The sequence below is a fragment of the Paraburkholderia bonniea genome, assembly GCF_009455625.1.
GTDB lineage: Bacteria > Pseudomonadota > Gammaproteobacteria > Burkholderiales > Burkholderiaceae > Paraburkholderia > Paraburkholderia bonniea.
In genome coordinates, this window is record NZ_QPEQ01000001.1 from 2075475 (window position 1) to 2089160 (window position 13686).

Below are 13686 nucleotides of genomic sequence, written 5' to 3' on the forward strand. Positions count from 1 at the left end.
ACCGCAACGGCGCGCCAGGGGGCGTTAAACAACAACAACAACAACAACAACAACAACAACAACCAACCTGCTCAACCCTCCCTCAAAAAGCCAGGCTCGAGTTGTAAATCACCGCAATGTTATTCGCCAGTTGATCGGCCATGCTGTTGTTATCCGCCAGGATGCCCTCGGCGTTTGTCAGCACGATCACCGCATAGCCTGTATCGGGAAAACGATAGAACGCCGAATTAAAACCGAGCGCGATGCCGTCATGCCAGAGCGCCTGTTGTCCGTTTGCGGTCATGCCAAGGTCCCAGCCAAAGCCGTAGGACGAATACGTGCCGTTCGATAGCGGGGCAAACCACCACATCTGCGACTTGCTGGCGCTGGTAAGTACTGTCTCGCCCTCTAGCGCCAGCTCCCACAGGATCATGTCGCTCAGTTGCGTCTTGAGAAAGGTCGCGCCAATCGGATATGGCCAGGGTGTGGCCGGGGCCCAGCGAGTGCCGTTCCATTGATAGCCTTGAGCCAGATTCGGGTCTTGTTCCGGGCCGGTGCTTTCAAAGTCCACGCTGGTGTTTGTCATGCCCGCCTTGCTCGTCAGCAAGCTGTGAATCAGGTCGCTGTAGCTGGGCTGAAAACCCTTCGGATTCGGCGGGAACGTGCCGGTTGGCGCGGCCGCTGCGGCCTGGCGCAGCACCATCGCCAGAATGCCGTAGCCGGTATTGCTGTAGCCATAGGCCACGCCCGGATCGTTATCGAACTGGACCGTGGTCAATGACTGCATGGTGAGCGCTGGGTCGCCACTGTTTTGCTCGGCGGTCGGTGGCGGCCCTGGTGCGGGCTGGTCGTGTGCGAGGCCTGCTGTGTGCGTCAGCAATTGGCGCAGGGTGATCTCTTTCCAGCGTTTGTCGGCGGGCAGATTGGGGAAAAAATCACTCAGCCGCTGGTTGACCGAAAGCAAGCCGTTTTGCTGCAGCACCATGATTGCTGAGGCGGTGAACTGCTTGGTCAGCGAAGCCAGCAGATAGGTCGTCGCAAAGGTCGACACCACGTTGGGATTAACCGAGCGGTAGCCATACGTCGATTGCTGCAGCAGCACACCGTTTTGCAGCACGGCCACCTGGGCCGATGGAATGTTCCATTGCCGCAGCATCCGTGTCACGTAAGCGTCGACTTGCTGTGACTGCAGCGTGGGCGCAGGCGGCGTTGGGGTCGGGATGGGTGTTGGGATGGGCGTAGGCGTAGGCGTCGGAGTGGGTGTAGGTGTAGGCGTGGGTGTCGGGGTCAAGCCAGGTACGTCGACCCCGCCACCGCCACAGGCCGACAACGCGGCACTTCCGGCCAGCGCGATAAAACTGCGGCGATTGAGCAAATGATCAGGCATCAGATAAGTTCCAGTGGAATTGGAATTGAAATTGGAACGGCTACCTAAAACGCCAGGCTCGGGTTGTAGAGCTTGGCGATATTCATCGCTAGTTCGTCGGCCATGGTGTCGCCGGTGGGGTTGTTTTCCGCGTTGAGCAGCACGATCACCGCATAGCCCGCGTCGAGATAACGGTAAAACGCCGAGTTGAAGCCGAGCGCCAGGCCGTTGTGCCACACCGCGCGCTGGCCGTTGGCGGTTTGCCCCACGGCCCAGCCAAAGCCATAGGGCCAGTAAGCGCCGCTTGAGAGCGAGGACGGGTACCACATCTGCGCTTTGCTGGTGTTGCTCAGCACGTTGCTGCCCAGCAGCGCCTGTTCCCAGAGAATCATGTCGCTCAATAGCGTCTTGATGAAGGTCGCGCCAATCGGATAGGCCAGCGGTGTTGCGGGTACCCAGGCCGAACCATTTTGCTGATAGCCCGTGGCCAGATTCGGGTCGCGGCTCGCGCCGGTGGTCTCGAAGTCCACGTTGGTATTGGTCATGCCCGCTTTGCTGGTCAGCAGCGTGTGAATGATGTCTTCATACGTTGGCTGAAAACCTTTGGGATTGACGGGGAACATCCCGGCAGGTGCGGCGGCAGCGGCCTGGCGCAGCACCATCGACAGCAAGCCGTAGCCGCTGTTGCTGTAGTTGTAGGCCACGCCGGGATCGTTCACGAAGGCCGTCTGCGTCAGCGAGGCAACCGTCACTCCAGGATCGCCGCTGTTTTGCACTGAGGTAGCGGGAGGTTCGGGTGGATAGCCGAGATCGGAAGCGAGGCCCGAGGTATGGGTGAGCAGTTGGTACAGCGTAATTTCTTTCCAGCGCTTGTCGGAGGGCAGCGTGCGGAAGTAGTACTCCAGCGGATCACGCACTGAAAGCAAGCCGTTTTGCTGCAGCACCATGATTGCTGAGGCGGTGAACTGCTTGGTCAGCGAAGCCAGCAGGTAGGTCGTCGTAAAGGTCGACACCACGTTGGGATTGATCGAACTAAAACCGTAAGTGGATTGCTGCTGCAGCACGCCATTTTGCAAAACCGCCACCTGGGTTGACGGCAAATCCCATTGCCGCATCTTGCGCGCGACATAGGCGTCAACTTGTATTGACTGCGCGGTGGGGCCGGGAGGTGTGGGTGTAGGCGTCGGCGTGGGTGTCGGGGTAGGCGTTGGCGTGGGGGTAGGCGTTGGCGTGGGGGTTGGTGTCGGCGTGGGGGTGGGCGTGAGCCCGTTCGAGCCGCCACCGCACGCGGACAGCGTTGCTGCGCCAGCGAGTGCGATGAAATTGCGTCGGTTGATGAGCTGCGTGGTCATATCGTGGTTCCCCGTCAATCTTTCCGGTTAGCGGCAAGCTGGTCTCTGGCTTCTTTCACCGCTTCTTTCACTGCATTAGCCACATTGGCACGCGACGGCGCAGTGGTTAGCGCTTTAAAGCCGCCTTAAATCAAGCCTGACCGTATTCAATCCGCATCATGTCAAGCGGTTTCACGTCCTCAGTAACCGTTTGAAATTTTTGGTTCCAGGTGTGAGCAAAAAAACTTGCAGGGCCCGTTCAGGGCGCTTTTTGCTGCCACGCGTAAAAAAACAGAAATATTTAACGCCAGATGGAACCGCAGCAAAGTCAGCGTTACTCAGCAACCAGAACGCATAAAAGCACGGCATCACTTCACCACTTCAACATGGCTTGAAAAAAGGAAAAGCAAATCATGGGTATGAGCAGACGCACTTTCATCGCACTGTCCGGCCTCGCGGCGCTGGCCGCTTGTGGCGGAAGCGGTGGCAATTCCAGCCCGGCTGCGCCGGATGCGATTGACCTGCTCGTGGCTAATTTGATGCAGTCGTGGGGCGGCACGCCGCCATCGGTGTCGGTCGCTGTGGTGCAGAACAATGGCCAGGTGCTCAAGCAAGCGGTGTACGGCTATGCGAATCTCGCCAGTTCGAAGGCGGCGAGCATGCCGACGCATTACATGATTGCCTCGCTGAGCCAGCCATTTACCGCCGCGACGCTAGCCGCCTTCGTCCAGGCGGGTCTCGCCAGCTTCGACGATCTGCTGAGTCAGTACTATCCGGCCCTGCCTGCTGATCCGCGCTGGGCGCAAATCACGCTGCGTCATCTGCTGACGCATACCGCTGGCCTGCCCAATCTCCCCGTCGCTACGCAATTCGGCAGCGCGCAGCAAGACCAGGGTGATCCGCATCTCACGCTCACGACGTTCACCAGCGGTATCACGCTGAGTGGCAATCCGGGCGACGCTTATGCGTACAGCAATCTGGGTTACGGCCTGGTCTCGCTGGTGCTGCGCCAGATCGCTGCGACCGCGCAAACCAATGGCGTGCTGAATTTTCCGGCGAATGCGGCGATCAACCCGGCCACCCAGCAGCCGTATGCCCCGGCTTATATCGACGTGGTCGCCACGATGCTGACCGTGCCAGCGGGCATGACCAACACCTCGCTCGACTACGAAGATCCGAACCAGTTGGCTGATCCAAACCTCGCCACGGGTTATGTGTTGTCGTCTGGCCAGTGGGTTCCGGCCAGCCCGGCGCTGTATCCGCTGGGCTCGATGCTGCTGAAGTCGAAGCTCAACGACATGGTGCTGTGGGAGCAGGCGCTGCTGGCGCAAACCAGCCTGAGCACTGGCACCCAGGCACAGATGGCCACGCGTTACACGCTGAACAATGGCTCGCAGATCCCGGTTGGTCTGGGCTGGGTCATCACCACGACGCAAAGCGGTGGCCAGGTGGAATGCCAGTCAGGCCACGCTGCCGGGTTCAGCGCCTCGCACTACCGTTTTCTCGATGCGGGTTATAGCGTGATCGTGCTGTGCAACAGCGATCTGTCCAGCAGCACTAGTCCGGCCAATGTGGCAGATGCCTTGGCGCAGCAAATCGCCGTGGGCATCAATGCTTCGATGCAGATCGCTAACGGCCAGACGCCATCGGCTGCACCGGCGATGTCGGCGCTGGCCTCATGAATCTCGTCATGTGTCGTGATGCGTCATGTTGTTCTGTTTTCCTGACTACGCTGTTGAGCCTTAATTCAGCGTAGTCATCCGGTTTCATCTGCCGCTTGCGGCAGCTACTGAGTGATCCCCCTTTGGCCCATGCTTGTTCGGGCCTTTTTTTTTGCCTGGCGTCTGGGGCGGTGTTCTCTGGCACCTGGCTGATGCCTCTGACCTGCCCTGCTTTTGCCGCATCTACTCTCTGGATTATTTTTTCCTGCGCTTTAAGCATGGAACCCCCGGCGTTCCTCCGTCTCCAGCTCAGCTCTCTTCATTGAATAATCGGTGAACTTTGCTGCTTACCGCAACCGTCCTGACCGGACGCTACCGAAGCCTCACAAGGCCAGGCTCATGGGCTGCGCTTGGCTGGCAATGACTGATTGCAGCGCACATCAAGGTGGAGATTGAGGTCAATGCAGAACTGCTATAAACCACGGTATTTAAAGTGACGATAATGCAAAAATACCCGGTGAAATTCACCGGGTATTTTTGCATCTTGTATTGCAGCCCGATTAGCGCCGCAATCAGACTTGATATTTATTAAAACTCAATTGCGAATTTTAATTTCCATTTTTCTATATTTTCGACAGCAGATTTACCTCATACATATTCGGAACAGGCAGCGGATGAGAATTGCCACTGCCATTGACATAAGAATATTGAGAATTATTAGAAGAGGAGAGTAATTGCTGCATCTCAGAATTATTCTTCTTGCGCGGATTTTCAATATCGCTGCTGGTTTTATTCTTCAGACGCGCCCGCCCTATGACATAACCTGCCGTCATACCACCTACCAACCCCACCCCCATGCCCACCAGGGTGCCAACCACGGCTGAATTCAGCTCTTCCGCCAACTCAATGGAACACGATGGGTCAACATTTGATCCGTCGTTGCAAGTATCCCCAGCCGCATGGGGCGGATTGCCGAGCCAAATCCCACCCGCCATTCCGACAGTGATCCCGGCGAAACTGCCGACTATGGCACCGACTGCAACGGGTACGACTACTTCCTGCACGTTCTTCCAGAACGAGACGGTTTTTTGTGAAATCAGTTGAATGACAAGCTGAGCCCGCGACGGCTGATCCAAATCAAAGGCAAGGCTAATAGATTGATTATTGATTGCACCAGACAAACCAGCATCATTAATACTTCCGTTTTGATATGAACCACCTACGCCGGAATTATCATTTGACCTCAAATTATTCACACCTTGCATACCTAACATACTCAACCTCTCTGTAAATTAATTTTAATTCAGCGGCAATTTTGTAACTCCGATAGACGCTTCGTTCCATCATTAAATAACTGGTAATAAAAAAGCTTGGCGCGTATTGCCACTGACACGGCGCTGAAACGTGGGGAACGGAAAAACGCTGAAGGGAGCACCGTTCACGCCAGCCGCTGGCAGCCATCGGTGCCAAGGGGAATGAAGTTGGGTCAGAAACAGCCTGGAAGGTGCAGCTGGTGTGAAGGTGTACGGAGGTGTCACACCATCACGCTGGCTGCTCTAGCAAAGACCAAAGCAGCCAGCGCGGTACTCAGGATGGCTGACGGACGGCCATCACCACGGGTGTCAGCCGCAGCAGCGGCGCAATCCGCTCCGCGACCGCCTGGGCCGCTTCACGGTCGTTAAAGCCAATCGCCCGCACGTCGTATTGCGTGGAGCCATCGGCGAATTTCACCGGGCGGCTTTCGCTCGCCAGATGCAGCTCGCGCAGGGTCTTTTCAGCGATCTCTGGGCTGGCGAAGCGCCCCACCTGAACGATGTATTTCCCCTTGCCCGGCAGCGTCTTTGCCGCAGTAGCTGCCCGCGCTGGCACCGGAGCATGCGCCAGCGGTTTCGCCGGGGCATCCGTCGCGCCCGGCATTGATGACACCACAGGCGGCACGGACGACGGCACCGGCGAGGGCATCACCGTGGCCACTGTCGCTGCCGTGGCAGCGGCAGTGGCCGTCGCGGCAAACGTCTCGATCTTGCGCCGCTCAAGCTCGGACGAAGACGACGGCGCAGACGGCGCAGCAGCAGGCGTTGCCGGCCGCACCGTGCCTTCAGCCGTGCGCCCTGGCGTCACGGGCGGCAGCCCTGCCCCATCCATCAACGCCCGGCGCTCGGCGGGCTGAGTGCTCATCACGGGCAAGCCATCTTCGTTCCATGCATCCGCGACATGTAGCGGCACCGAAAGCTGCAAGTCCCATGGCGTGGTCTGCTGTCCAACCTCGGCTGCGCTCTGGTTGGCCAGCGCCGAAGTCAGCGTGGCACGCCGGTTCAGCAAGGTCTCCATTTGCGCGTTCAGCCGGTCGGCTTCGTCAAAGCTGGAGAGCAGCACTTGCTGGCCTTGCTGCGCGAAACTCAGCGTTATCGCCGACACCCCGACGCTTTGCAGCGCCTTTTGCTGGCCCGGAAAGTCTTGCGCGCCAAACGTGTGCTGCCCATCGCGGAAGGTGCGCAGGAAGTCGATAAAGCCGGTTGGCCCCTTCCATTGCCGGGTCAGTGTCATCCCCGGGAAGCTCAGCGCCAGCGTGGTATCGCCGCAATTCGCCAGCGACCAGGCAAAGGTCTGGCTCACCGGGAAGTTGAGGTTTTCCAGCACCGTGGGCCCGGCGGTGCAGCGCAGTGTCAGCGTGGTTTTTTGTGGCACGCTGCCCGCGCCTGGATTCACCGTTGGCGGGCTGGCGCTCAACACCACCGTCGAAGTCACCGCGCGCAGTTTGCCAATCCGCTCTTGCAAGCCGCTGGTCTGCTGTGTGATGTCAGCGATCTCCGCTTGCTGCGATGCGCGTAACGCCTCGGCCGCGCTCTTGTCGGCGGCGTTGCGTTGCGCGGTTTCCACCAGATCGTTGCGCTGACGCTGGGCCCGGCTGACAAACGCGTAGAACAAGCCATTCAGCGGCACGCTTTGGCCCCACAGCAGACGAGGCACATAGGCGCTGGTAGTCCGCAGCACGAACGATTTCACCGTGCCATTCATGAAGGTCGGTACTAGCCCGGTGTCGCCGTACAGCAGTTGCAGCGTATGCGCCGGATCGGACACGCCTTGCAGTGGTGCCAGCACCTGCGCGTCCCAGTCTTTCTGCACGCTGCTGGCAGCGATTCGGCTGACGTACTGCAAGGTGAAGTCGAGCGGGCCACGCACCAGGTTCCACACCGGCAGATCCCCCGGCGCGGCGGCAATCGCGGCAGCGCTGGCCTTGTCGAACGCGGCTCCGGCTGCGATCAGCGGCGTGCTCTTGATATCCGCGCTTGCGCTGAACTGATACGCATCAGCCGCTAGCTTGAGCGCATGCCCATCGCCTTTGGCCAGTTCGTCGGCGATGCCGTTGAGCTGACGCCGGTAGGCCAGGAGCTGCTGGGCCAGGGCGAAATCATTGCGCTTGAGCGACGCCAGCACGTCCGTGCCATCGCCTTGCAGCGCAGTGCGGCCAACGTCGCTGGAGAGCTTGAGCAGTTCCACCACGTTCGAGCCCACCTGGCCTGGGCCGTTGTAGGCCACCGCCAGCAGCCGGTCCAGACGGATCGCGCTGATGACCCATGAAGGCTGCACGGAGAGCGCGCGATGATCGATACTCGAAGCTTGTTCGAAGGTGCGGGCCAGTTCGTGCAGCAACGCCCGGTATGGGCTTTGTGCGGACAGCACGACCGGCATCGCACTGCGCCAGGCGTCTTCGCCGTGCAGCAGAGTCGGTGCTTGCGCGAACGCGGTGGCAAAGCCGTACCACGCACCGCGCAACGCCTCCTGATACTGCGCATCAAAACTCGCGGCGCGTTTGGCCCAGACTTCGCTGTACTGGCCGGTCTGCGCGACTTCGTTGATGAACTGGTCGATCGCCGCATGACCGTCGGGGGTATACGCCGCCGAAATACGCGGCAGTTCCGGCCGGTCGGGGATGCCCCAGAACTGCGCCAGTGTGACCGGTGCCAGATCGCCTTGCAAATCGGCCCAGGCTAGCAGCCAGCCAATCGGACGGCGCGGCAGTGCCAGTTCATCGAGCATGTCGCGCAGGCGCGAACGCTCAGCGATCAGTTCTGCGCGGCGCGGCTGCCAGTGCAGATAGTCCACGTACAAAAAGCCAAAACGGCTGCTGGCCAGCGGATCGAACATCGCGCTGTGATCCGCATCGGCCTGGATCACCACGAGGTCGGCACCGACGCGCGGCAAGCCGAACAGCGGCCGGCCCGCGAGCGCGGCGTCGATCAGGTTGATGCGGCGCACCAGATGTTGCGCATAGGCCGCCACCACCACATCGCTGCCCTTGCTGGCGACGTCCTGAATCCGGTTTTCGAGCATCTGGTCGATGCCCTGGGTCAACGCCTGCTGCCGGAATTCGCTGGTGAAACGTTGTGCCAGGCCGGCTTGAACCGCCAGCACATAGCGATGAAACGGAAACACGTCGAGCCCCCAGTTATCGGCCCGGGCATGCACCCAGCGCAGGGTCTGCACGTGCCGCAGCAGCACATCCATACGGGTGGCGAAATCGCCCGCTTTAGGCAGTTTTTGCGCGGGATGCTCGATCAGGTGCTGCAAGGTCGTGCGATCGCGCACGAAGCTAAGCGTCATCACCGAGCCAAAGCCAAGACAGGCCAGCAGCCATCCCAGCACGGCGGCATGGCGGAAAAACCTGCGCCAGACGCCAAAGCGTCCGGTTGGCAGCCAGCTTGAGCGGCGTGCGGGCAGCAGCGTATCGAACAGTTCGCGGGAAAACCAGCCGAGCGGCGCACGTTCCGCTTCCTGCACCTGGGCGGTAAGAAACACCCCTTGCAACAGGGGCGTTTCGCCATACGGGTTGTGATCGAACGCGGGTTCAAGCCAGGCGCGCAGCGGCGTCATCAGCGCCTGCACTCGCTCGGGCAGCAACAACTCGACGCTCTGGTTCTCACGCATGCCCTGAGCCAGGCGGATATCAGCGAGACGCTGGCCGATCTGGGCGAACGCCGCAGTCAGAAACTGCGCCGCATCGCTGGTCTCGCTCACCAGCGCGCCAAACGGCTGGCTGCGCAATGCTTCGGGCAACTGATGGCCCCATTCGGTCAGGCCTTCGATCGCATCTGCGTGGGTCAGCACCAGATACACCGGCACCCGCACGTCGTACACGCGGGTCAGGGTGTCGATCCGGCTGCGGGCCTCGCGGCCCTGATCCGCCAGTTGTTGCGCGGAGGTGTTGAGCAGCGCGGGCACAGACAGCGTCAGCACGATCCCGTTGAGCGGCTCGCGCCGCCGGGTCCGGCCCAGCCAGTACAGCAGGCGGGCCCACAGGCTGCGCGCCTCGCCTGCGCCACCTTGCCCTGCGCCGCCGTGCTCGAACAACCGCCCTGCGGGATCGAGCACCACGCTGTGATCGAAATACCACCAGTCGAATAGTTCAGTCGGCTGCACCACCTCGTCCTGGCGCACGCGGCGCAGCGTCGAGGCTAGCCGGGTGCGCGTCAGCAAGGTGGATTTGCCGCTGCCGGGCGCGCCCAGCATCAGCAGCCAGGGCAGCGCATACAGCGGGCCGCCGAGATTGCCAAAACGCTTCAGACGCGAGTGCCGCAGCCGTTTCAGGCCCTCGCGCCAGATCGCGTCGAAAGCTTTGAGCGTGCTTTCATCCGCGCCACGTGGGCCCGCTGCCAGTTGGCGCAGGCTGCGCCAGCGCAGCCATTGCCGCCGCAGTGCCAGCACCGCCCAGCCCAACCCCAGCGCCAGCACGAAAAGCCCCGGCACACTCCACAGCGGCCAGTTCAGATACAACGCCAGCACCCAGCACACAAAGGCCAGCAACGCCAGCCCGAGCAGGATGCCGACTAGGCGAAATAGTTTGCGCAGCATCTCAAAGCCCTCCCAGCAACGGCCGCGCCAGATCCATCAGCAGCCAGTCGTAGATGAGCCCAAGGCCCAGCAGTAGCAGTAAGGGCAAGCCAATCAGCAGCACCAGCGCCCAGGTCACGCGCCGCCGTGAACGGCCGCTGGCCAGCGCGGCAGGCGCGGGCGGTAGCGGAAACAACGGCGCATGGGCGTTCAGCGGGGCGGTCTGTAACTCGCGCCCAAGGCGCTCGAACAGCGCCTGGCGATAGCCAAAAAATTCCGCGACGGGACGTGCGGCAAAGCGGCCACGAAAGCCCCACAGCAACATCAGCGCATAGATTTCACGGACTTCGGCCGCGTCGTCGGGCAGCGCATCAAGGCGCTCGAAAAATTCCGTACCTGCGCGGGTCGTGCCGAAGTAATGACGCTGCAGCGGCGCGGCGCGCCATGCGGTACGCCCTGGCCAGTCGCTGCTAAGCGCACGCTCATCCAGCCACGCCACCACCGCAAACAGCGCATCGCGCACGGCTGCGGGCCCGTGGCCTTCATTGCTGGCGCGGGCCTGAGCTTCCTCCAGCAAGGTTTGCAATGCGCTTGCGGTCTGCGCCGCGCGCGCAGCCGCGACACCGGAGGCTTCACCCTCCTCGAATGCCACCGTCACCGGAGCGCGGCCCGTGAAGGCCAGCGCCGCGTATTCGATCACCGGGGTCCAGCAACTTGCCTGACGCATCGCCTTATCTCCGGATCATCACGATTTCGACCGACAGCGTCTGGGTTGGCGCGCTATGAAACAGCGCCACGCCACGTTCGCGCACGACCGAAGCCCATGCGTCACTGACGGTTTCGATGCGGAAATAGGCTGACTGCTGCCGCCGAGGCATCCCGGCTGGCGGCACGGCCAGCGGCAGCAGCTCCAGCCCGGGCAGCGCGTGCGAGACCAGATTGGCCAGTTCGCTGGCCGCGCCCAGTTTGGCTTCGGCGGCAAAGCGCGCCACCGCGTCGGCCTCGCTCAGACCGGAGACGATCAGGTAATAGCGGTTGTGGCCACTGAGGAAGCTCTCGGGCAAATCCGCCACCCAGATATCGTCGGCCTGCTCGAAGCGCACTACCTGATCCGGACCGAACGTGATTTCGTTGAGCAAACGGGCGATCAGCGCGCCAATCGAGGCAATCTGCATCCCGGCTTCTTCATGGCGATACGGCGCGACCGCGACCCGGTCATCCTTGCCCCGGCCGAGCATGTCATAGCGTGCCGAGAACATGCTGAGTTCGCCCACCAGCTGGCGCAATGCGCCATAGACGTGCCAAGGATGGGTTTGCGGGGTTTCCAGCAAATGACACAGCAGCGGGCCATACCGGCCCAGCACGTTGAGCGCCATCAGCACGCGCAACTGGCCGCTATCGACGCTGACATTCAGCGCATCGGCGGCGATCTTGTTGCTCTCTAGCTGATGCGCGCGGCCTAGCAATTCATCACGGATATCGCGCACCACTTGCATCAGCGCCACGCTCGCGCCGAGGCTGGCGACCAGCGGCATGAAGCCCGGTTCCAGGCGCACGCTGTCGCCATCGAGTTCGAGCCGCGCCAGCGGTAACAGTTCGTACTGGCCAGCCGCTTCGAGTTCGTCATCCCAGAACAGACGCAGCACGTAAAACATGCCGCGCACTTGTGCGCTGTTGCCACCGCTCAGGTAGTCGGGGATGGTTTCGGGGTCGGTCAATGTGGCGAAGCGAGTGGGCGCGCTGGCTGCGGCGTCGAGCGAGTCATGCACGCTGCAGTTGGCGCTGCCTGGGGCGACACGGCGCAGGCCAAGGTAGACGGCGCGCGGCCATGGCGCATCCGAGCTGCGTTGCAGGCTGCGGGCATCGAGCAGCGCATTGCCGGGATAGCGCACGAACGCGCCGTCCTGAAAGCGCGCGCTGAGCGAACTCACCATGAACTGGTCTGCCGCGAGCGCGGCTTCATTGATTTGCAGCCCTTCCAGGCCCCAGCAGTACGGCAGCGCCAGGTCAGCCAGGCGCTCAAGCCGGCTGGCGTGAAAGCCGTCGGCGTGCTGCAGGTGTTGCGGTTGGAGCAGTTGCCCCTGATGCCAGTACAGCGGCTGTTCGAAATTCATCTGCGTTTCCCCTGCGGGACACAGCCCGTGCCTGGTGTCGGCACATGACATGGCCCGCTTTTTGTGCGGTGCCGCGCGGCGTGGTGAGGCGCGTGCGCGTGGTTGCTGTGTGGCTTGATGTGCGGTGTTGCTGTTGCTTTGGTTGTTGCTTTGGTTGTTGCTTTGGTTGTTGCTTTGGTTGTTGCTTTGGTTGTTGCTTTGGTTGTTGCTTTGGTTGTTGCTTTGGTTGTTGCTTTGGTTGTTGCTTTGGTTGTTGCTTTGCTTTGGTTGTTGCTTTGGTTGTTGCTTCTGCTGTTGCTTCTGCTGTTGCTTCTGCTGTTGCTTCTGCCGTTGCTTCTGCCGTTGCTTCTGCCGTTGCTTCTGCCGTTGCTTCTGCCGTTGCTTCTGCCGTTGCTTCGACCGTTGCTTCGACTTCCACTTCCACAGCTACGGTCTGGTGACAAGTGGTCTGAAGTGGCCTGTCACCGCTTATCTCATTTTTGAAGCGCTTTTTTGGCATCGCTGCCAAGGCCTGGAATCTGGCCAAACGGCGGCATGCCAGGCAAAGACGGTAACGAATCCGCTTGCTCGCCTGCATCGGGCGCAGCCTGTGCCGCAGCATCCGCATTCGCGCCCGCTTTCACCGCGGCTTCATCGGCATCTTCAGCCGTGGGTGTCACAGGAGCCGGTGTGACCGGAACCACCGGCGCAGCAGGTGCGGCCGCCGAAGCACCAGGAACACCCGGCGCACCCGGCACCACCGCTGGCGGTGCTGCCGCTGCAGGCAATGGCACTTGACCGGCTACCGGTGGCTGCGTCAGCGGCGGCGGCGCGCTCGCCACGCCCTGCCCGGTTCCCGCCAGCCCGTCACGTCCAAGCATCAACGTGATTTCAAGCGGCGCGGGCGCGGCCGTGCGGCTCTTCACCACCCAGCCGCTGGACTGCACCTGCACCCCAATCTGGTACAGCCGCACAATACGCGCCGGATCAAAGCCGTAGTACCCCGCGACAATCCCGACGTACTTCGCCTTTTCCATGCGGGGCAGCGTCACGCTGCCTTTCGTGCCCGGCTGCACGAACACCGGATTCAGTGCGAGAAAACCTTGTGGCGGCACACTCGCCGCCAACAGTTCAGCGAGCTTGTCGGTCGATCCGGCATACGCGATGAAGGTGGCTGGATCTTCCATCTGCACCGCCACCAGCGCCAGCGCATGCGGCTGACCTTCGGATTCGTTCAACTGGGGATCGGCCTGCCACACCAGCTTGAGACCATCTGCGGCATAAGCCCACTTCAGTTGCGACAGCGCCTTGGCCTGCGAGCTGCCGCCCAGCATGCCGTTGACCGAGCTGCAAGCGGTGAGCAGCAGCGCGACGCTGGTCATCAAACCCAGTGCCGCCAGCCGAAAGGCCCCGCGCTGGGGGCG

The 13686-nt window shown here is 61.4% G+C and carries 9 protein-coding genes; 2 read left to right on the top strand and 7 right to left on the bottom strand.

The window, feature by feature from the left end; all coding sequences use genetic code 11:
- Positions 1 to 82: 82 nt before the first annotated feature.
- Complete coding sequence (locus GH656_RS09005) at positions 83 to 1366, bottom strand: serine hydrolase domain-containing protein (RefSeq protein ID WP_174769721.1); 1284 nt, start codon at positions 1364 to 1366, stop codon at positions 83 to 85.
- A 44-nt stretch (positions 1367 to 1410) separates the two neighbouring features.
- Positions 1411 to 2697, bottom strand: a complete 1287-nt coding sequence (locus GH656_RS09015; protein WP_153075564.1) for a serine hydrolase domain-containing protein — start codon at positions 2695 to 2697, stop codon at positions 1411 to 1413.
- 392 nt (positions 2698 to 3089) lie between these two features.
- Between GH656_RS09015 and GH656_RS09020 the strand changes: the two genes are divergently transcribed.
- Positions 3090 to 4358: a serine hydrolase domain-containing protein gene (locus GH656_RS09020; protein ID WP_153075565.1), complete on the top strand. Its 1269-nt coding sequence runs from the start codon at positions 3090 to 3092 to the stop codon at positions 4356 to 4358.
- Between the two features lie 602 nt (positions 4359 to 4960).
- Here GH656_RS09020 and GH656_RS09025 read toward each other — a convergent pair.
- The 4 genes from GH656_RS09025 to tssK all read right to left on the bottom strand — a co-directional run bounded on the left by GH656_RS09025 (position 4961) and on the right by tssK (position 12283).
- A complete protein-coding gene (locus GH656_RS09025; RefSeq protein WP_153075566.1) occupies positions 4961 to 5602 on the bottom strand; it encodes a hypothetical protein in 642 nt (213 codons plus the stop codon).
- 322 nt (positions 5603 to 5924) lie between these two features.
- Complete coding sequence (locus GH656_RS09030) at positions 5925 to 10190, bottom strand: type VI secretion protein IcmF/TssM N-terminal domain-containing protein (RefSeq protein WP_153075567.1); 4266 nt, start codon at positions 10188 to 10190, stop codon at positions 5925 to 5927.
- A 1-nt stretch (position 10191) separates the two neighbouring features.
- Positions 10192 to 10896: a DotU family type IV/VI secretion system protein gene (locus GH656_RS09035; protein WP_153075568.1), complete on the bottom strand. Its 705-nt coding sequence runs from the start codon at positions 10894 to 10896 to the stop codon at positions 10192 to 10194.
- A gap of 4 nt (positions 10897 to 10900) precedes the next feature.
- Complete coding sequence (gene tssK / locus GH656_RS09040) at positions 10901 to 12283, bottom strand: type VI secretion system baseplate subunit TssK (RefSeq protein ID WP_174769724.1); 1383 nt, start codon at positions 12281 to 12283, stop codon at positions 10901 to 10903.
- A gap of 114 nt (positions 12284 to 12397) precedes the next feature.
- On the opposite strand from tssK, the gene GH656_RS17770 reads away from it, so the two are divergent.
- Positions 12398 to 12766: a hypothetical protein gene (locus tag GH656_RS17770; RefSeq protein WP_174769661.1), complete on the top strand. Its 369-nt coding sequence runs from the start codon at positions 12398 to 12400 to the stop codon at positions 12764 to 12766.
- Here the strand turns inward: GH656_RS17770 and GH656_RS09050 are convergent.
- The gene (locus tag GH656_RS09050; RefSeq protein ID WP_174769725.1) at positions 12757 to 13644 is read right to left on the bottom strand and encodes a type VI secretion lipoprotein TssJ; all 888 of its coding nucleotides are present in this window, start codon (positions 13642 to 13644) and stop codon (positions 12757 to 12759) included. The genes GH656_RS17770 and GH656_RS09050 overlap by 10 nt on opposite strands.
- Between the last annotated feature and the right edge of the window lie 42 nt (positions 13645 to 13686).